Origin of the sequence: Shewanella sp. LC6 (assembly GCF_006385735.2) — a bacterium.
GTDB classification, from domain to species: domain Bacteria; phylum Pseudomonadota; class Gammaproteobacteria; order Enterobacterales; family Shewanellaceae; genus Shewanella; species Shewanella xiamenensis.
This window is the reverse complement of sequence record NZ_CP043902.1, coordinates 3,558,343-3,576,505: the sequence shown is the minus strand read 5'-3', so window position 1 is coordinate 3,576,505 and position 18,163 is coordinate 3,558,343. Positions and strand designations below refer to the sequence as shown.

The 18,163-nt window shown below is 45.9% G+C and carries 15 protein-coding genes; 4 read left to right on the top strand and 11 right to left on the bottom strand.

What is annotated here, in order from left to right:
* Positions 1-163: 163 nt before the first annotated feature.
* A complete protein-coding gene (locus FJD32_RS16040; protein WP_055647342.1) occupies positions 164-1,732 on the bottom strand; it encodes a PAS domain-containing methyl-accepting chemotaxis protein in 1,569 nt (522 codons plus the stop codon).
* A gap of 624 nt (positions 1,733-2,356) precedes the next feature.
* Positions 2,357-4,174 (bottom strand): aminopeptidase P family protein, encoded by a 1,818-nt coding sequence (locus tag FJD32_RS16035; protein ID WP_088585883.1) that lies wholly within the window; start codon positions 4,172-4,174, stop codon positions 2,357-2,359.
* 361 nt (positions 4,175-4,535) lie between these two features.
* On the opposite strand from FJD32_RS16035, the gene FJD32_RS16030 reads away from it, so the two are divergent.
* Positions 4,536-5,330 (top strand): ROK family protein, encoded by a 795-nt coding sequence (locus tag FJD32_RS16030; RefSeq protein ID WP_037415724.1) that lies wholly within the window; start codon positions 4,536-4,538, stop codon positions 5,328-5,330.
* 59 nt (positions 5,331-5,389) lie between these two features.
* On the opposite strand, the gene FJD32_RS16025 is transcribed toward FJD32_RS16030, so the two are convergent.
* Positions 5,390-5,860 carry an FKBP-type peptidyl-prolyl cis-trans isomerase gene (locus FJD32_RS16025; RefSeq protein WP_037415735.1) on the bottom strand — a complete coding sequence of 157 codons (471 nt, stop codon included), beginning with the start codon at positions 5,858-5,860 and terminating at the stop codon, positions 5,390-5,392.
* Between the two features lie 221 nt (positions 5,861-6,081).
* On the opposite strand from FJD32_RS16025, the gene FJD32_RS16020 reads away from it, so the two are divergent.
* Entirely contained in the window at positions 6,082-7,413 is a 1,332-nt protein-coding gene (locus FJD32_RS16020; RefSeq protein WP_088585882.1) for a short-chain fatty acid transporter, read from the top strand.
* A 221-nt stretch (positions 7,414-7,634) separates the two neighbouring features.
* Here the strand turns inward: FJD32_RS16020 and FJD32_RS16015 are convergent, their stop codons facing one another.
* From FJD32_RS16015 to FJD32_RS16000, 4 genes are all read right to left on the bottom strand, one after another.
* Complete coding sequence (locus FJD32_RS16015; protein WP_181159806.1) at positions 7,635-8,063, bottom strand: DUF1294 domain-containing protein; 429 nt, start codon at positions 8,061-8,063, stop codon at positions 7,635-7,637.
* Positions 8,060-9,277: a DUF418 domain-containing protein gene (locus FJD32_RS16010; RefSeq protein ID WP_181159805.1), complete on the bottom strand. Its 1,218-nt coding sequence runs from the start codon at positions 9,275-9,277 to the stop codon at positions 8,060-8,062. The genes FJD32_RS16015 and FJD32_RS16010 overlap by 4 nt, the downstream gene beginning before the upstream one ends.
* Positions 9,278-9,412: 135 nt before the next feature.
* Complete coding sequence (locus FJD32_RS16005; protein WP_088585881.1) at positions 9,413-9,850, bottom strand: nucleoside deaminase; 438 nt, start codon at positions 9,848-9,850, stop codon at positions 9,413-9,415.
* A 111-nt stretch (positions 9,851-9,961) separates the two neighbouring features.
* Entirely contained in the window at positions 9,962-10,453 is a 492-nt protein-coding gene (locus FJD32_RS16000; protein ID WP_037415749.1) for a hotdog fold domain-containing protein, read from the bottom strand.
* A gap of 237 nt (positions 10,454-10,690) precedes the next feature.
* Between FJD32_RS16000 and FJD32_RS15995 the strand changes: the two genes are divergently transcribed.
* Positions 10,691-11,605: a DUF368 domain-containing protein gene (locus FJD32_RS15995; protein ID WP_140906902.1), complete on the top strand. Its 915-nt coding sequence runs from the start codon at positions 10,691-10,693 to the stop codon at positions 11,603-11,605.
* Positions 11,606-11,809: 204 nt separating this feature from the next.
* Positions 11,810-13,384: a hypothetical protein gene (locus FJD32_RS15990; protein ID WP_088585880.1), complete on the top strand. Its 1,575-nt coding sequence runs from the start codon at positions 11,810-11,812 to the stop codon at positions 13,382-13,384.
* A gap of 56 nt (positions 13,385-13,440) precedes the next feature.
* Here the strand turns inward: FJD32_RS15990 and FJD32_RS15985 are convergent, their stop codons facing one another.
* The 4 genes from FJD32_RS15985 to FJD32_RS15970 form a co-directional block, all read right to left on the bottom strand.
* The gene (locus tag FJD32_RS15985) at positions 13,441-14,121 is read right to left on the bottom strand and encodes a PAS domain-containing protein (protein ID WP_037425470.1); all 681 of its coding nucleotides are present in this window, start codon (positions 14,119-14,121) and stop codon (positions 13,441-13,443) included.
* Positions 14,122-14,162: 41 nt separating this feature from the next.
* A complete protein-coding gene (locus FJD32_RS15980; protein WP_069454506.1) occupies positions 14,163-15,437 on the bottom strand; it encodes an L-serine ammonia-lyase, iron-sulfur-dependent, subunit alpha in 1,275 nt (424 codons plus the stop codon).
* Positions 15,438-15,459: 22 nt separating this feature from the next.
* Positions 15,460-15,843, bottom strand: a complete 384-nt coding sequence (locus FJD32_RS15975; protein ID WP_055647334.1) for a RidA family protein — start codon at positions 15,841-15,843, stop codon at positions 15,460-15,462.
* A 671-nt stretch (positions 15,844-16,514) separates the two neighbouring features.
* Positions 16,515-18,134 (bottom strand): methyl-accepting chemotaxis protein, encoded by a 1,620-nt coding sequence (locus FJD32_RS15970; RefSeq protein ID WP_055647332.1) that lies wholly within the window; start codon positions 18,132-18,134, stop codon positions 16,515-16,517.
* Positions 18,135-18,163 lie beyond the last annotated feature (29 nt).

The following is an 18,163-nucleotide window of genomic DNA, read 5'->3' as shown; positions in this document are numbered from 1 at the left end:
TATAGCAAAATTTTCGGTTAAAACCTGTACTTTTTAACCCTTTGGCCGTTTATAACGATATTGCTGCTGTTTTGCTGATAATCAGAGGATTAACTTAAGGCGTGGATTGGCTTGGATAAAGGATGCCGCGCTATTGTGTGTCGACAATCGCGCGGCATTACAGCTAGCCAAAGGCGCGGCGTAGGCCAAGTGCTTTTTCAGCGCTGTGTTTTAAATGATTGGCGGCATCACCAATCTGATGCGTTGCCGCGAGGTTTTCACTGCTGCTTTGGGTGATGAAATGAATATTGTTGGTGATTTCATGCACCACTTGGCGCTGCTGATCGGCGGCCACCGCATTTTGCTGTGCAAAGGTGTGGATCTCGCTGACTTCTTGGTAAATGGTGTTGACGTTTTTGGCGGAGGTTTGAATGTCGTTAGCGCATTGCTCTGCATGTTGGCGGCTTTGCTCCATTTCTTTTGCCCACGCATTTAACATGCTGAACATCTTATCGACACTCTGCGAAATACTGTTGGTCGATAACTGAGTGCGGCTCGATAGGGCGCGCACTTCATCGGCCACCACCGCAAAGCCGCGCCCTTGTTCACCCGCTCTCGCGGCTTCAATGGCGGCATTGAGGGCAAGCAGGTTAGTTTGCTCAGCAATAGAATCAATCTCACCCATGGCACTGGCAACTCGTTCAGCTTCTTGATTAAGCAGATTGGCATTATTCGCTGCATCGGCGACGGATTTAGCCAGCTGTTCGACCTTTTGGGTATTAGCCTTCATATTGGCGCTGCTTTTTAGGCAGAGATCATAGGCGGTATTAATGCTGGTTGAGGTTCGTTGAGTGTTTTGAGCAACTTCGGTAATCGTCGAACTCATTTCTTCCATTGCACTTGCCAGTTGCTCGAGCTGGTTTTTCTCTTGATCTAGGCTGGCATAGGTTTGTTCAGTGGTGACCACAAGTTGATCGGCTATCGCATGCAATTGATTAGCTTGATCTTGAGTGCGGCCGAGTACGCCATTCATCTTGGCTTGTAATAAGATCAATTGAAAATCGAGAATCGATGAGGTGTCAGCTCCCGAGTAGATGTAGCGACTAATAGAATCGTATTTTGTTTGCATATCAATCAACTTGGCCGGAATACGAAAGGCTTCATCGTAGAAGATAGCTAAGTTAAGGCCCATTAAAATCGCGCCAGCGATAATCACTCCCCAACCCCAAAGGTAACCCGCAATTAATAATCCTGTCGATGCAACTACAGCAGAGACAACACGTTTTTGCATTAAACTAAGTGGCTTAGTAATGGATTTATTGTCCAATAACCTGCGGTAAATAGCTGTTGCTCTAGTGACATAGGCTGCCTGCGGTTGCAGACGAACCGACTGATAACCAACAATTGTGCCATTCTCAAACACGGGAGAAACAAAGGCATCAACCCAATAAAAATCGCCATTTTTACAGCGATTTTTAACTATGCCACGCCAAGATTGGCCGGATTTTAGTTTTTGCCACATCTCTTTAAAAGCGGCACTAGGCATATCGGGATGACGTACTTTGTTATGCTGATGCCCAATTAATTCTTCGGCACTGTATCCTGATACTTCGGCAAATCGTTGATTAACATAAGTAATAATCCCGCGGGTATCTGTGGTGGATATCAATTCGTCTTGAGGAGTGAGGCGGATCTCTTGTGCGTGATGATGGTTGTTACTGATTTTATTGTGACTAGGGTTACTCTGGCTCATTTCGTGTGTCCATTCTGGGCCGATATTATGATTAGGGTAAATGTAATGCTAAAGCTTGTGCCGACTCTCATGGGGGTCGGCTAATTATGTGATAATGGTATCATTTTTGTGTGGATATTGGAAAGTGGTTTTTAGCATTACCCATAAGAAAAGTAATGCATTTTTATTTTTCTAACTTTTTAAAAATATTAGTTTTTTTATTGCTATTTAAACGAGTGTTTATCCTGTTCATCAGCATATTTAGTGTGATATCTACTTTAGTATTAGCGGTTTTTGTCAGGTTAATAAGGTTGTTTTGAAGCAATAGGGAGAGGGTTTATACAAGCCAACGTCAGTGCATAAAGCGCTTTATATAGTGAATATTCGTCGTCCTTTGTGAGCCTCACAGGCATTGTGCCCACATGGTGCATTGACTTAAAAGGAAGTCGCGTCAATGCACCTTGGATTGAAATACCAGTGATAGTCCGAATTGATTAGATATCTAATGTTGTTGGTATTACATGATGATCTGCGGTTTACTGACGCACAAACCTAAAATGGTGTAGCTTCAATACTCTAAAACAATAAACCCAAGACAGTATGTCTTGGGTTTATCTAGTTACGAGGGGTTTTAACGATGAGTCATTAAATAGCTTTTGTCGCCTGTGTGAGCCACTCTAGTTCAGTGCCAGACATCAAAGGCGACAGGGTATTAAACACTTTCTGATGGTAAGCATTAAACCAGTCGATTTCGCCTTGGGTTAACAGGCGCTTATCGATAAGGCGAGCATCCATGGGGATCAGCGTTAGGGCATCGAATTCATACATTTCACGTTCGGCGCCCTTTAAGGCTTCGCAATGCTGCACTACCACTAGATTTTCGAGGCGAATACCAAAACTGTCGGCGCGGTAATAACCTGGCTCATTTGATAACACCATGCCAGGCATTAAGGCGATAGCATTAAGATTTTTACCGATGCGCTGTGGGCCTTCATGCACACTCAGGAAATGACCGACGCCATGGCCTGTGCCGTGGTCGTAATCAAAGCCATGTTGCCACAGATATTGGCGGGCAAAAGCATCGAGTTGTTGGCCTGTCGTGCCTTTAGGGTAGCGGGCTTGATCTAAGGCAATATGGCCTTTAAGTACCAGTGTCACCATCTTTTTCTGTTCATCATTCACTTCGCCAATGGCGATGGTGCGGGTGACGTCCGTGGTGCCGTCCAGATATTGAGCGCCAGAATCCACTAAGTAGATGCTGTTCATCGTCATCATCGCAGGCGTGCCATTGTTATGGTTATAGTGACACATGGCCGCATTGGCGCCAGCGGCGGAGATGGTGTCGAAGCTTGGCTCGCGATACTTGGGATCTTCGAGGCGGAAACTTTCTAACTTGTCGGCAAGAGTGGCTTCATCGTGCAGACGATTAGCCACGACTTCGGCATCGAGCCATGCAAGAAAACGGCTCACTGCTACACCATCACGGATATGGCTGGCACGCATGCCCGCTAATTCGGCGGCATTTTTTTGGGCTTTAGGCAGAGAGACTGGGTCGATACCAGCAATCAATTTGGCGCCAGCATCGCGGGCAAGATTTTGCGCCCAAGCGTTAGCAGAGTTGGGATCGGCCAGCAGTTTCACGCCCTGCAAACTTGCCAAGGTATCGGCAAGTGAAGCTTCACTGTTAAAGCTCACACCCGCTCCAACGTGTTCCTCAATGCCTTCGGGGAGTTTGCTCAAATCGGTAAACAGCTGCATATCACCATTGGCATGGAGCAGGGCGCAGCCGAGCACGACAGGGAGGCGAGGAACATCATTACCACGGATATTAAGCAGCCAGCAGAAAGAATCCAAAGCGGCTATTAGCGCGACATCGGCGCCGGCTTTTTTGACTAGTGCGCCAATCTCGGTCCGTTTTTGCAGGCTGGTCTTACCCGCACTTTCATTACTAAATAAGGTGATAGCTGCGCTCGACGGTGCAGGTCGATTTTGCCAGTGCTTATCAATCGGATTCTGTTCGACGGCAACCAGCTCGATTTGGGCTTTCGCTAACGTCGCTTTGGCGTTTTCAAACCAGGCTAAGGTGTGTAAACGGGCATCAAATCCGACACGTGAACCTGCGGGTAACGTGTCGCATAACCATTCGATTTGCGGAGTGTCTGTCAGGCTTTCATAGCTAAAGAGGTTTGCATCGACCTGTAAACGCACTTGTACCGTATAACGACCATCGGTAAAAATGGCGGCTTTGTCTTTTAGGACAATGGCCATGCCGGCTGAACCGGTAAAATCCGTCGCCCAATAAAGACGCTCGTTGTGCTCTGGCACATATTCGCCTAAATACTCATCGGCGCGCGGAATAATAAAGGCGTCTAAGTTGGCGTTTGCTAGCTCGCTACGAATGGCGGCAAGACGGTTGGCAATCTTATTTGATTGCAATGGTTGTGACGACGAAGGTAACGACATAGGGGCTCCAAATTGATGGCATGGGCTACAAAGGTAGGCTGCCAAATTATCATGGGTAATGCTGGCGAAAAGGATGCAAATTGACAGCGATTATCGCAAGCTCAGCAACGAAGTTGCAAGGTATGGAATAAAGGATTTTGTATACAATTTTGTTTTTTAGGCAACATTTTGTGATGAAAATGGCTGTGATCTCTCGCTAATAATCAAATTGAATTGTTATCTTAATCACTCTGGAATCATGACTAATTCTTACAAATTAGCTACTTAAGTTTTATTCAATCGCTAATATTGACCCATTATGCTAACATTCGCCATCTCCGCTCGGGGTCAGAGGGGAGCACATGTATCAGTGGAGTTGGCGATGCAAACATTAACAATAGACGTGGGCGGTAGCAAAGCCCTGTTCGAACTTCAACTCAAGGGGCATACAGAACAATATAAAATCCCCACGGGTGAAGGCTTTAAAATAGAAGACTTAAATAATCAAATCGCGGCGTTGGAACGGGATTATGATTTACAGCATTACCATTTAGCGATCGCTGTACCAGGGCTTGTACAACAGAATCGTTTGGTATCTTGTAAATCCTTGCCCGGTTTAAATGGGTTGAGTTTTGATACCTTGAAAACCCAAGGTCAGCTTAAGTTTATCTGTAATGATATCGATGCGGGCATGCAGGCAACCTGTGATGAAAAATATGCCTGTGAGTTGTTAGTCATGTGTGGCACCGGTATCGGTATGTCGATTGCCTTTAACGGCAAAGCGTACACCGGTGCAACTGGCGTCGCAGGAGAGCTGGGACATTGCCGAGTGATGACAGAATCGGGGGAGTTCACTTTAGAGCAGCTTGCCAGTGGTGATTCTATCCGTAGTCGGAAGATTTCTACTGCCGATGATGTATACCGTGCAGGTACTTATCTTGGTATGGGACTCGCATGGGCGGTAAATCTCTTTAATCCTAATCGGATCTGGTTAGCGGGCGGCATGATGAACAGTGCGCCTTACTATAAAGGATGTCTGGACAGTTTAAGACGCATGGCCTTGAGTGCGCCATTAGCCGAAATGAAGATTAATCGTGTCGATGATATGGAAACCTTAGTTTGTCGTGGTTTATCAGTGATCTTGGCAAGGGATTTTTCGGATAAGGCAGATTCGTAAAAAACGGAGATAGAAAAAACAAAGCCCTACAATGCAGGGCTTTGTTTTTAATGCAGAAATTAATTTATCTTTAGCAGCTCTACATCAAAAATCAGTACCGAACCACCGCCAATTTTGCCTGTGCTACGATTGCCGTAGGCAAGCTCACTTGGAATAAAGAAGCGATACTTATCGCCTTCGACCATCAGTTGCACGCCTTCGGTCCAACCTTTAATCACCCGATCCAACGGGAAGGCAATGGGCTCACCACGCTCGACCGAGCTATCAAATACGGTACCGTCGATCAAAGTGCCATGGTAATGCACGGTCACTGTATCGCTCGCCTTGGGATGAACTGTGCCAGAGCCTTGATTTAACACTTGATATTGCAAACCTGAAGCTGTGCTGAGTACACCTTCTTTGGTTTTATTTTGTGCTAAAAATTCATTACCTAAACGGATATTTTCTTGGGCCGCTTTTTGGTTATTCATCGAGGTAAAGAAGTAAAAAATCACCCCAGCAATCACAACAACGGCAAGTAACATTTTCATTTTAAGGAACACCTTAGTCAATTTTGGCTATGTTATCAGTTTTTTAGCGTGAGAGGCTAGCGATGTTCGTGCGCGTAGCCGTGGATGATTCGCGTTACATTTTCTCACGCTTTAAAAGCATCCGAAGGCTTTATCCAGCTTTAGATATCGCTTAACCTGTGGCATTAGACTCTATAAAAACTCAATAAAAACAGATAAGAAGAATAAACAAGGATAGTCCTATGTTAACTAAAGCCGCAAAACCGCTGGTCAAGCTTGTCGACCGTTATTTACCCGATCCCTATATTTTTGTCTTACTCCTCACGCTAGTCGTGATGATTTCGGCCGTGGTGGCCGAGCAAAAAACACCCATGGACGTCATCAGCTACTGGGGCGATGGCTTTTGGGCGCTGCTGAGTTTTTCAATGCAGATGCTGTTAGTGCTGGTGGCGGGATTTATGCTCGCCAGCTCACCACCGATAAAAAAATTGCTCGATGCCATCGCCGGCTTGGCTAAGTCTGCGCCGCAGGCGATTATCTTAGTGACGCTGGTTTCTCTGGCTGCCAGTTGGATTAACTGGGGCTTTGGTTTGGTAGTCGGCGCGTTATTTGCCAAGGCGTTGGCCCGTAAAGTGAGAGTGGATTATCGTTTATTGGTTGCTAGTGCTTACTCTGGTTTTGTGGTTTGGCACGGCGGCTTGGCGGGGTCTATTCCGTTAACCATTGCCACTGCGGGGCATTTCTCAGAATCACAAATTGGCATTATCTCTACCAGTGAGACCATTTTTGCCAGTTTTAACTTGCTGTTAGTGTTGGTTTTATTTGTGGTGATGCCACTGGTAAACCGTTTTATGTTGCCAGAAGAAAAAGACAGCATTTATATCGACCCTAAGGCGCTTGAAGATGTGAGTAGTGAAGAGAGCAACACAGGACATGTGCCAAACGCTATTACTCGTCCCGCAGATACATTAGAAAATAGCCGTTTACTGGGGTGGAGTGTGGGCGGCGCAGGGCTGGTGTATTTAGGCTATTACTTTGCAGTGCAGGGCGGCAGCTTAAACCTTAATTTAGTTAACTTTTTATTTTTGTTCCTTGCCATAGTGTTGCATCAAACGCCACGCAGTTTATTGCTGAGTCTTAACGAAGCGATTAAAGGCGGTGCGGGCATTGTGATTCAGTTCCCCTTCTACGCAGGCATTATGGCGGTGATGATGCAATCGGGTTTAGCCCAAAGTATCTCCGAAGGATTTGTAGCCATTGCCAGCGCTGAAAGCCTGCCATTTTGGAGCTTTATCAGCGCAGGCATTGTGAACATTTTTGTGCCTTCGGGCGGCGGACAATGGGCGGTGCAGGCGCCGATTATGTTGCCAGCGGCTGAAGCGCTGGGCGCCGATGTGGCACGTGTTGCTATGGCGGTGGCTTGGGGTGATGCATGGACCAATCTTATTCAGCCTTTCTGGGCTCTACCTGTGCTGGCCATCGCCGGATTAAAGGCGCGGGATATTATGGGATTCTGTTTAATGCAGTTGATTATCACAGGGGTCATTATCAGTATTGCCCTAAGCTGGTTTTAAGTACTGATATAGCTCAAAATTTCCCCGTTAAAAGAATTAACGGTTAACGGGGCTAATTTTTTCATTGCGACTTCCGTATTGTGTCAATTCCAAATGTGGCCGACATTTTGTTATGTATGAGCCTTGAATTGGCGTCCCTAAGGGCTCTACAACTTGTAGGCACTCTGACATTCGTATCTTCAGGTTGATTGGGGATTTCAGGTTGATTGGATATGCGCGCTTTAAATCAATCTATCCATCACTCCGGTTTGGAGCCCATAACCCAGCAAGGCCAAGTTGGTTACTACCGTTAGCCAAAACAGTTTACGAAAGGCCGTTTTTACTGATTTATGGCGTAGAAGGTGCTGGGCAAACAGTGCACCGGGCCAGCCGCCCATCAGCGACATGAGGTGCAAAGTACTTTCTTTGGTGCGCCATTTACCTCTTTTAGCGGCTGATTTATCAACGGCGTAGGTGATAAAAGTGCATAAACTCAGCGCCAGATATAAACCAGCAATCGCGACTGGCAGCATATGCCACCAAGCCGCGCCAATTAACATGGCGAGAAAGGCCAGTGCTAATAACAATGGCATCGAACTCGCCTTGCTGTGAATCACTCCCGGCTTTGAGGCGCGGGGCGAGCGGGTGTGAGTCGTTTTTTTGTTGTTCATTTGTTCTGGTGCTTGGGACGAATGGATTTAAAGGCGAGGTGGCGCCAGAGTTTTTCGAGCGGCCCTTGCTTAAAGTAGCGTAAATATACACTCGCAAGCAGCAATTGCAGTAGCGAATAACCCAAGGCTATTGCCATATAACTGCCTCTATTGAGGGTTAACAGTAACTCAGGGGCAAAGTGGCGAAAGATAAATACGCCAACGATAGATTGCAGAATATAAAGGCTAAAGGCGAGTTTGCCGACATTTTGCAGTGGCTTTAGCACGGTCGAGCGGTTTTGACAGATATAAACCACTATATGGATATAAATCAGCGCCATCGGAATAGCACTCAGCATGACTAGAATGTCTGAAAACATCACCAGTATGGGGTTTTCGGTTAAGCCTAATAGGGTATCCATGGAGGATAACACTAAGGTGGCTAAAGCGAGTTTGAGTAAGGTGTTACGGTCAAAACCCTGTTCAAAGATGCCCTGTTGATAGAGTGCCATCCCCAGCAACATTAAGCCTGCCGTAAACCACATTAAGGTAAAAGGGATCACGAGCGCCATATAGCCAACTTGAATTAAATGCAGCAGCAGTTGGTTAGGGTAACTTGCTGTCCAAGCGTTATATTGCTCGGCAAAAAGTGCTGATTCGCGGGTAAACAGTTCGTCACTGCCGCTAAGCGCTATTAAGCTGATCATCACTAAGGCAATGAAAATAAAAATATTGGCCTTACGTTTTAACTCGTCGATGCTGGCATCACGGTAACAAAGTGCTAAAAATCCACTGACCCCATAGGTCAGTAAAATATCACCGGGCCAGATAATGATGCCGTGGAGCAGGCCAAAGACAATCAACCATTTCAAGCGTGAGCTTAGCAGCGAATAAGCGGCCAAGCCATTGTTGCTAAATCGCTGAAATTGAATATAAAGCCCAACACCAAAAAGGATAGAAAATAGGCTGATAAAGCGCCCTTCAATAAAGAAATTGCTAACGCTTTGGAGGATTTGGTCTGAAAGTAAGGGGATTTGATGGGGCGCATAGCCATAAAAACTTATCCCCATAAAATAGATATTCATAAAAAATATCCCCAAGACGGCTAAGCCCCGAATCGCATCGAGGTTGGCATTGCGAGTACTTGGGATCGAGAGATCGTGAGTGTGATTCGCCTTTGAGGGATTTGCCCAAGGATCTTTAGCAGCTTGAGTGATAGGTTTGATAGTAGGCATCCTTTCTCTACACGAAATGGGGTAAACCGAGTCGGAGCTCAGCTCCGTTCAATTTTATGGTACAAGGCCTTCACCGAACTGGTGCTTAAGGCATATCACTGCTGGACCATTCGATAAGTGCTACAAACATCGTTGCTATTCACCAATATCTTCGTTCCATAGCTGTGGCTTGGCGGCGATAAAATCGCGCATTAATTGCTTGCACTCGTGATTGTCTACCACTGTCACGTCGACTCCGCGGGACTGTACATAGGCTTCCGGCCCTTGAAAAGTGACATTTTCACCGACCACTACCTTAGGGATGCCGTAGAGTAAAATAGCGCCACTGCACATATCGCAGGGGGAGAGGGTTGAATAGAGCGTGGCTTTTTGATAATCGGCGGCGGTCAATCTGCCAGCGTTTTCGAGGCAATCCATCTCAGCGTGTAATACGGCGCTGCCTTGCTGCACACGTTTATTATGCCCGCGGGCGACAATTTTACCGTCAATCACTAATACTGAGCCAATGGGGATACCGCCTTCGGCTAATCCTTGTTTGGCTTCATCAATGGCGGCCTGTAAAAATTCATCCATGTTGTCCCCCTGTTAGATTGTTTTGCTTAGCATAGCAGTCCGTAAGGTTTGGGCAAGACAACTTAACTTGTTATCTTGCTTGACGATTAACCTTGGCTCGGTGGCGTTAACTTATTTTTGCGGCTTTTCTGAAATCCATAATTTAATATGCCCCTTCACGACCACGACTCCTTGAGTGTCGTAGGCGGTTACGGGCACCAACATATCGCCGGGGGCCCATTGCTCTGGCGTGACTTCAGCCACACACAAAATATCGCTGCCCGCTTTGGCGGTGTAATCCACACTCATGCCCTTAGGGATCCAACGTAGGTGCGCTGGAATCGAGGCTTCGGCCATCACGCCCATTGCCATTTCTAAGCCATTACAAATCGCAATCACGTGCACCGTTTTTATATGGTTATGAACAGCATGACGTTTTTTTATTAAACATGAACAGTAGTTAAGGCGCAATTCAGTGATCAGTGGTTTGATGGTGCCAAAATAAGGCGCCATACGTGACACCATCATTGAGAAGATTTTTTGGCCAAAGGGTAAACCTTGGGTCTTGTGGTAAAGCGCAAGCACCTTGTTCGGTTTGGTACGGGTTTCTTCGTGAGTACTCATGTTTATCCTTCATCGGAGTGCAAACTAAGGGGGATAATCTTTGGCCAATGATGATGTTAGGTCTTAGTGGCGCGGTTATCTTTTTCTGGTCGGATGAGTGTAACATTGAGGTAACAATAATTGCCAGTCGGCTGAATTAAGTAAACTTCATTTCGCTGTTTTTAGGCTAACACCGTATAATCACGACAAATTTGTCATCAATGACACCACATATTGATTTAGCAACAAGGACTTACATTGAAATATTTGCTGACCTATTTTAAGGGCATGGCCATAGGCGCCGCCGATGTGGTGCCAGGGGTTTCGGGCGGCACCATCGCCTTCATTACTGGCATTCTTGATACCTTGCTTGAAAGCGTTAAGCGCATCAATCCATCCCTTTGGGGTGTGATTAAGTCGCAGGGGCTAAAAGGCGCTTTTATACATATCAATGGCGGATTTTTAGTGAGTTTATTGGCGGGGATCCTGACCAGTATTTTTAGCTTCGCTAAGCTGATTTCGTGGTTGCTGGTGGCGCATCCCATTCCGATTTGGTCATTCTTCTTTGGCTTAATCATTATTTCTGTGGTGCATATGCTCAAGCAGGTGAGTGGCTTTACGCTGGCACGCTTGGGTTTATTCGTGCTCGGCGTGTTAGCTGCTTGGGCAATTACTGTGCTTAATCCTGTGTCGGTGGAAGCCAGTTACTTAAATATCTTCTTTGGCGGTGCGATTGCGATTTGTGCCATGGTGTTACCCGGGATTTCGGGCAGTTTTATCTTATTATTGCTTGGCTTATATCCTGTAGTACTCGCAGCGGCGAAAAATATTCAACTGGATATTCTAGCGTGTTTTGCTGTGGGGGCCGTAATGGGGTTACTGACATTTAGCCATTTATTGTCGGCGCTGCTACGTAAATACCATGATGCTACTATCGTGTTTTTAACCGGATTGATGCTTGGTACCTTAGGCAAAATTTGGCCTTGGAAACAAACCTTAACCTGGCAGACCAACTCCCATGGCGAGCAAGTGCCTTTGCTGGAACAAAATATTTCGCCACTTAATTTTGAGCAAGTGACTGGCCAGCCCTCACAACTCTTGTTTGCTATTGTGTGCATGTTAGCGGCGATTGCCTTAGTGTGGGGCTTAGAAAAGGTTGGTAAACGGGATTAGCTAATTCTGTGGATGATGTTGAATAAAAGCAGCGAATATCGCTGCTTTTCTGTTTTAAGGGCGATGGAATATCTCGACTTTAGGGCAATGTCATTTTGCTCGTACTTTAGTTACAATCGCCCAATTATAATGAGTGCTCAGCCATCGATGTTGTGCATCCGTTTAAACTCAGTGAGAGTTTGTCGTTACGATAAGGATATAGTTGTGGAAAAAAAACAGGTTCCCTGGGTTGGTGTGGCGCTAGCAATTTTTGCCTTAGGTCATGTAGTTAACTTGCTCATTGATAAACAAGATTCTGAAATATCACCTGAATTAAAGCAGCAAATTTCTGACACGATCTTAGCTCATCGGCCATCATCCGCCGTGAATAATGTTGTCACTTCCACCCCGAACAACCTTGAGCTGGTTGACGATTCGCCCAAAATCCCGATGCCCGCTCAGTTAGCCCAAGTGAGTCAAATCTACAGTAATCTCAGTGCATTTGCGGCGCTCAAGCAAGATGGCACTGTGGTGGCATGGGGCGAGCCTGACTGTGGCGGCGATATCAATAATGCCGCCGAGCCTCTGGTCAATGTAAAACACCTATATGCGGCAGAGGATAGCTGTGGTTTTGCGGCCTTAACCCATGACGGAAAGCTTATTCCTTGGGGAATGGCGATGAAGCAAGTGCTGACCGGTGTTCGTTCTTTTGTGTTGGGAGAGGTGCTGTATGCGGCCATCAAACAAGATGGCAGTGTAGTGAGTTGGTCTAACTTGGATTCAACGCCTGCCGAACTGATCTCGGGGCAATATGCCGCGCCTGCTATGACCAATATTGACACAGTGTTGATTAACAAAGGTGCCTATGCTGCCTTAAAGCAAGATGGAACTGTAGTCTCTTGGGGGGGCGCCGATTATGGCGGCGATAGTCGTCACGTAGCCTCTGAACTTACCCATGTCGATTTGCTCTATGCTAATGATAATGCCTTTACCGCGAGGACCGCGACAGGGAAATTAGTGTCTTGGGGCGGGCCCAGCGATGAGCAAAAAGGCCGTGAACAATTAGCCAAACTTAGCCAATTAGCACCAGCCGTGAAAGTTGTTAACACCGATCATGGGTTTGCGGCACTGCTGGCGGATGGCAGCGTATATTCGTGGGGTGAGGGCGAATTGACTGAGTATCATGCCGCGTTTCCAGCGCGTTTATCTACCACAAGTCGCGCCAATAAAGTAATTGATATTTATGCAAATCGTGGTGCGTTTGCCGCTCTAACCATTAGTCGTCAACTGTACGTATGGGGCAGTAAATTCAATGGTGCCGATACGTCAGTCATACAGGAAAAGTTGCAAAACATTGATAAGGTTTATCCCTTTGATGAGGGATTTGTCGCGCTACGTCGGGATAATACGGCCGTTGCTTGGGAAGGTTGGGACTTGGGACAGCATCAACCACGTTATCAAGAAATCCCGCAGGTGGACAAGGTGGTGACCTATGAGCGGGAGTTTGCCTTTTTAAAACAGGATGGCACCGTGGTTGATGGTCACTCTGGACCTAAAACTCAAATCACTCAAGCATCGGATATTTTCCCGACAGGCTTTGGGTTTACGGTTAAACGCCAAGATGGTTCCATTGCTGTATGGATGGGTGAAGAGCCTGCGATGACGTTAGATAAGCAAGCCGTTGATTTGAGTCAAATGCGTGAGATTCGAAGCAATTTGTTTGATGCCATTGCGTTAATGGCCGATGGCACGGTACAGGCATGGAATATGATGGGCTTGAGCGGACAAGCCTCGCAATAATGAGCGCAAAATACTAAAACGCAAGGGCTAAGGTTATTAGATCTTAGCCCTTTATTTTAGGCTGAGGCTTTGTCGTTTTCAGCTTGATTGGCTTTGATTTCACGCAAATAGCGGTAAATGGAATGCACTGAAATCCCCAACCGAGTAGCGGCTACTTGGGCGCTGTCTTTGAGTTCAAAAATCCCTAATTCATGGAGTTGATTGACGATTTCGCGACTTTTTTGCGAAGGTGAAATCGCAGCGTTAGCACGAACTTCGTGATTCACACTGTCAATCGCACTATGTAGCGCCTCATCAATATTGCGTGCGAATACTTCGGGTGAATGGGTCTGCTCATTGCTAAACAGTTGTTCTGGCATCATAGAGCGCAGGACTGATTGCAATGGGGCATCCATATCCGTGTTGATACAGAGCAATCCAATCGGTTGATCTTTGCTATTGCGGATAATGGTGGTGGTTGATCTGAGTGTTTTGCCGTTGGCACATTTTGTCAGGTAAGCGTTAGAAATATCTTGTCCCGATTTTAGTTTTTGTATCGCAAGATTGGTAATCGGCGCGCCAACTTCTCGCCCGGTTATATGACCATTGGCAATTTTGACCACCGAAGGATGCTTAGCATCTAAGCTGTGCAGCACTACCTCTGTATGCTGGCCATACATGGCGGCAATCCCATCGACGATATTTTCGATAGACTTGAGTATATCCAGATCGCTTTGGGTTAAGTCATGTAATTTCATCATGTTAGCCTTTATTCAGAAGCCTATCAGTAATAACCGTCTTACTCTGACATGATGTTAATAATGGTGACATCTGTTGATGACATACCATTAAGGACCATTCTGCCAATGTTTTTGATGGTCTTCTCAACATCTTTGGCAATGATGCCTTGCCCAGAAACGTTTTGGCTGTTGAGCGCCATTAAGAAGGAGCGCACCGCCGCACTCGATGAGGTACTGACCTTCATAGCGCAGGAGGCTTTCGCACCATCACAGACCATACCCGAGCTGTCGCTGATAACATTTTGAATCGCAAAGCAGGATTGCTCGAAACTGCCGCCTGCTAAATACACCATCGCCATAGAGGCCGCCGCGCTGGTGACCGTATTGCCACAAAATGCCGATAATGGCGGGTAGTGTGACTTAATATAAATCGCCCCTAAGTGGCTCATAATTAAGGCGCGCGCCAGTTTTTCTTCACTGACTTTATAACACTGAGCCGTGATCACTACCGGAATCGTGGCCGCAATCCCTTGGTTACCACTGCCTAAATTGCTCATGGCGGGCAGGTTAGCGCCGCCCATACGCGCATCTGAAGCCGCCGCAGTTAGCATCACAATTTTATTGAGTAGGTCTTCGCCAATAATCCCCGCGGCAATACCGTTTTTCATGGTGCGGCCGACTTCTAATCCATAGGGTTTGGACATACCTTCATCGGATAATTTGCTATTTAACTCAGAGGCTTTAAGGATAAATTGGATTTCTTCGAAGGGCACTTCTTGGGCAAAACGGTAAATCGATTCAATATTGATATCAACGCCGTCGCAGATTGAGCCTGTAGCCTTGGCTTGGGCGTTATCGGCGGTAAATACTAACTCACCATTTAAGCGCTTCTCGGCTATTAAAGTATGGCCGCCGCAGATTTTCACCATGGCTTCTTGTTCACCCGCGGTTAAGGTCACACAGCAATAGATAAATTCATCGGTCGCGGTACGCTCGACTTTTACTTTACCCGCATCAATAAGGGTTTGTGCTTGCGCCACTTGCTCTGGGGTGACGCTGGCAAGGACTTCTAAGCCCGCATCGGCATTGCCCGCAAGTGCGCCAGCGGCGGCGGCAATTGCAAGACCTATTTTACCTGTTCCAGGCACATAGACGCCCATTGAGTTTTTATACAGATTATCAGAGACCTGCACTGCAATTGCGTCTGGATCACCAGTCAACAATGTGCGTGCAACCGCCGCCGCGTAAGCTGCGGCAATCGGCTCTGTGCAGCCTAAAGCAGGTTTAACAACTTGGTTGATGATGTGAATATACTGCTGCCATTGGGGTTTCATCGGGCTACAACCTTACAGATGCTTAATCGTTAACGTGGGCGATGGCTTCGATTTCCACTTTGACACCCAGTGGGAGATCCTTCACCGCAAAACAGCTGCGCGCTGGGCAGTCGGTTTTAAAATAGGTTTTATAAACGTCGTTAAAAGCGGCAAAATCACTGATTTCGCTTAAGTAACAAGTGGTTTTAAGTACGGTTTCAATGCTGCCGCCGCCAGCTTCGAGCACGTATTTTAGATTCTCAAGGCATTGCACCGATTGCTCGCTGATGCCGCCATCAACCACGCCACCTTTGTCTTTGCATACTGGCAGTTGTCCTGAGGTAAAAATAAGGTTGTTACAGCGAGTGCCGTGGGAATAAGGGCCAATGGCCAGAGGCGCGTGTTCTGCGTGAATAATGCTTTTCATGATTGAATCACCAAAGTCTAAATTTGCAACATTATTTGCATTTTTTGGCGATAGAGCAATCGTTATTGCAAATATTTTTGTATCCATAGAAAGTTTTTGTATTTTTTATTTAGCTATATCAGATTGTTATGTTTTGTGGCTGCTACTGTTGGAAACACTCAACTTGGCTTTGACTCAAATGAATTTGCATTAGATAGCGGTTTTATGACTCGGTAATGCCCTCGTTAGCCTCAACTCTGGTTAATAGGGTTAATAGGATTAATAGGGTTAATAGGGTTAATAGGATTAATAGGATTAATAGGATTAATAGGATTAAGCCCAAATGAATCCGAGCGAAGATTTTGGCTAGATTCTAAAACTGTTGCCAAATTTAGTTGACCACTACAAGGTGAGTTTACGCGGTAATCGTGAGCTTATTGCAAGTCCATTGAACGTAGTTATCATTGCAATAAGCTGTTTGATATACATTTATTTATCTGAGCTTGGGGTATTCAGGCAAACGCTTACTCTTACTTTTTGTCATAAGAGCTGCTCGACATTGAAGTAGAATAACTAGGCGTTATTCCTTGTTTCACGATCTTGCCATAACGAACAACATTTAATCTCGAAACATTCCATATGCCCGAGAAATGAGCACACCCTCAAAATTGTTTGAAGGTGTGTGAATCAAGCTAAAGCTTAAACTGCGAAGTCGCATTCTTCAGTTCATCGGCAAAATCGACTAAGCCTTCTGACACATTTCGCACCTGTGACAAAATCTGTAAGGTTTCGTCAAAGGAAGCATTCATACTAACCACATTATTTACAACGAGAGAGGCGACAGAAGCTTGTTCTTCGGTTGCAGAAGCAATATTCGTGTTCATTCCATTAATACTGACGATTTGCTCTTGGATTGACTTTAAGGCGAGGCCAGTATTTTTAGCATTGGTTTCATTTTCTGAGGATTTGGTTAAGGCGGCATTCATGGTATTGACGGAAGAAACCGCGGCGGTTTTAAGATTTTGTAATACTTGACGGATTTCAGTGGTTGCATCGGCGGTTTTAGAGGCCAGGGCGCGCACCTCATCGGCGACGACCGCGAAACCTCGGCCTTGTTCACCCGCACGTGCGGCCTCAATCGCGGCGTTTAGCGCTAACAGATTGGTTTGTTCTGCAATCGAGGTAATCACATTTAAAATTGAGGTGACATTTTCAGTATCTCTAGCTAACTCATTGATAGAATTTGAAGCAACTTGGATTCCTTTGTTGAGATCTTGGGAGATATCTATGGTTCGTTGCACCACATTCATGCCTTGCATGGCTTCTTTTTCGGCAACTTGGGCGGCACTGGCGGCTTGTCGAGCATTTTGCGATATTTCAATCACGGAATGACGCATATCCTCCATTGAAACTTGCACTGTACTCGCATCTTGACTCTGTTGCTGAGTCGCTTTAGTCGCATCTTCCATCCGCTGTTTTAACGAATGTGAACTCTCTAACAGCGGGTCTGTTACGTTCACTACTTGGAGGATGGAATCGGCAAGTAATCTTAGAAATCGATTGAAGTTGCTGGAAACTTGGCCTAACTCATCAGTGCCAGAAACAGTGAGTTGATGATTTAAATCCCCTTTGCCATCAGCGAGTTCTTCAAGCGAGCGGGCAACGCTATGGGCGGCGGAGCTAATCGAGCGAGCAATTGCAATGGTCACAATAAACATCACGATAAGTAATGCAATACCAGAGGACACCGTTAGCCACAGGCTTTGCTCCGATCTGTCTGCGGCTTCTTTGATCGCTTGTTTAAACTCAATGATTTTACTCTGTTTGTAGGCTTGTACCTCATTGAGAACCGCTTCAAAGGCTTGGGACTTTTCTTGGCTGATTTGGCCAATATTTGCCATATCGATAGTCCCAGCCAGCATGCCTTTAGCTAGCTTTAGCGTCATGTCATTGTAGCGGGTGAGTTTATTAGATAAGCCGTTTAACTGAGTTGCCTGCGAGGGATCAACGCTATCAAGCTGTTGTAGATTCTTACGAACTGACTCGTACATATTTTCCGCGTTGGTCAATAAATCTTCATCTGCAAAGGAAACCGATTGGGTATAAAGTTCATCGAGTCGTTGCACAAAAAATACGTTTTGATTGGCTAACTCTACTCTTTGATAAACTTGTTGCTCCATATAATTAAGCGTTGCGCGATTTTTATTAATTGAAATAACACTAATGCTTAAATTTAATGTGAATATAACGACAGCTAAAATAAAAATTGCGCCAACTTTTTTAAAAATAGAAACGTTGTTAAAAAAATTCATTATCAGCCCCCAAAAGGTGCCGGAGTATA

What these genes read in the sequence shown, in the direction of transcription:
- FJD32_RS16000 (WP_037415749.1), bottom strand. Translation starts at nt 10,453, where the DNA reads ATGAGTACTCACGAAGAAACCCGTACCAAACCGAACAAGGTGCTTGCG.
- FJD32_RS16015 (WP_181159806.1), bottom strand. Translation starts at nt 8,063, where the DNA reads ATGAACAACAAAAAAACGACTCACACCCGCTCGCCCCGCGCCTCAAAG.
- FJD32_RS15970 (WP_055647332.1), bottom strand. Translation starts at nt 18,134, where the DNA reads ATGAATTTTTTTAACAACGTTTCTATTTTTAAAAAAGTTGGCGCAATT.
- FJD32_RS16035 (WP_088585883.1), bottom strand. Translation starts at nt 4,174, where the DNA reads ATGTCGTTACCTTCGTCGTCACAACCATTGCAATCAAATAAGATTGCC.
- FJD32_RS15975 (WP_055647334.1), bottom strand. Translation starts at nt 15,843, where the DNA reads ATGAAAAGCATTATTCACGCAGAACACGCGCCTCTGGCCATTGGCCCT.
- FJD32_RS15985 (WP_037425470.1), bottom strand. Translation starts at nt 14,121, where the DNA reads ATGAAATTACATGACTTAACCCAAAGCGATCTGGATATACTCAAGTCT.
- FJD32_RS16025 (WP_037415735.1), bottom strand. Translation starts at nt 5,860, where the DNA reads ATGAAAATGTTACTTGCCGTTGTTGTGATTGCTGGGGTGATTTTTTAC.
- FJD32_RS16005 (WP_088585881.1), bottom strand. Translation starts at nt 9,850, where the DNA reads ATGGATGAATTTTTACAGGCCGCCATTGATGAAGCCAAACAAGGATTA.
- FJD32_RS16040 (WP_055647342.1), bottom strand. Translation starts at nt 1,732, where the DNA reads ATGAGCCAGAGTAACCCTAGTCACAATAAAATCAGTAACAACCATCAT.
- FJD32_RS16010 (WP_181159805.1), bottom strand. Translation starts at nt 9,277, where the DNA reads ATGCCTACTATCAAACCTATCACTCAAGCTGCTAAAGATCCTTGGGCA.
- FJD32_RS16030 (WP_037415724.1), top strand. Translation starts at nt 4,536, where the DNA reads ATGCAAACATTAACAATAGACGTGGGCGGTAGCAAAGCCCTGTTCGAA.
- FJD32_RS15980 (WP_069454506.1), bottom strand. Translation starts at nt 15,437, where the DNA reads ATGAAACCCCAATGGCAGCAGTATATTCACATCATCAACCAAGTTGTT.
- FJD32_RS16020 (WP_088585882.1), top strand. Translation starts at nt 6,082, where the DNA reads ATGTTAACTAAAGCCGCAAAACCGCTGGTCAAGCTTGTCGACCGTTAT.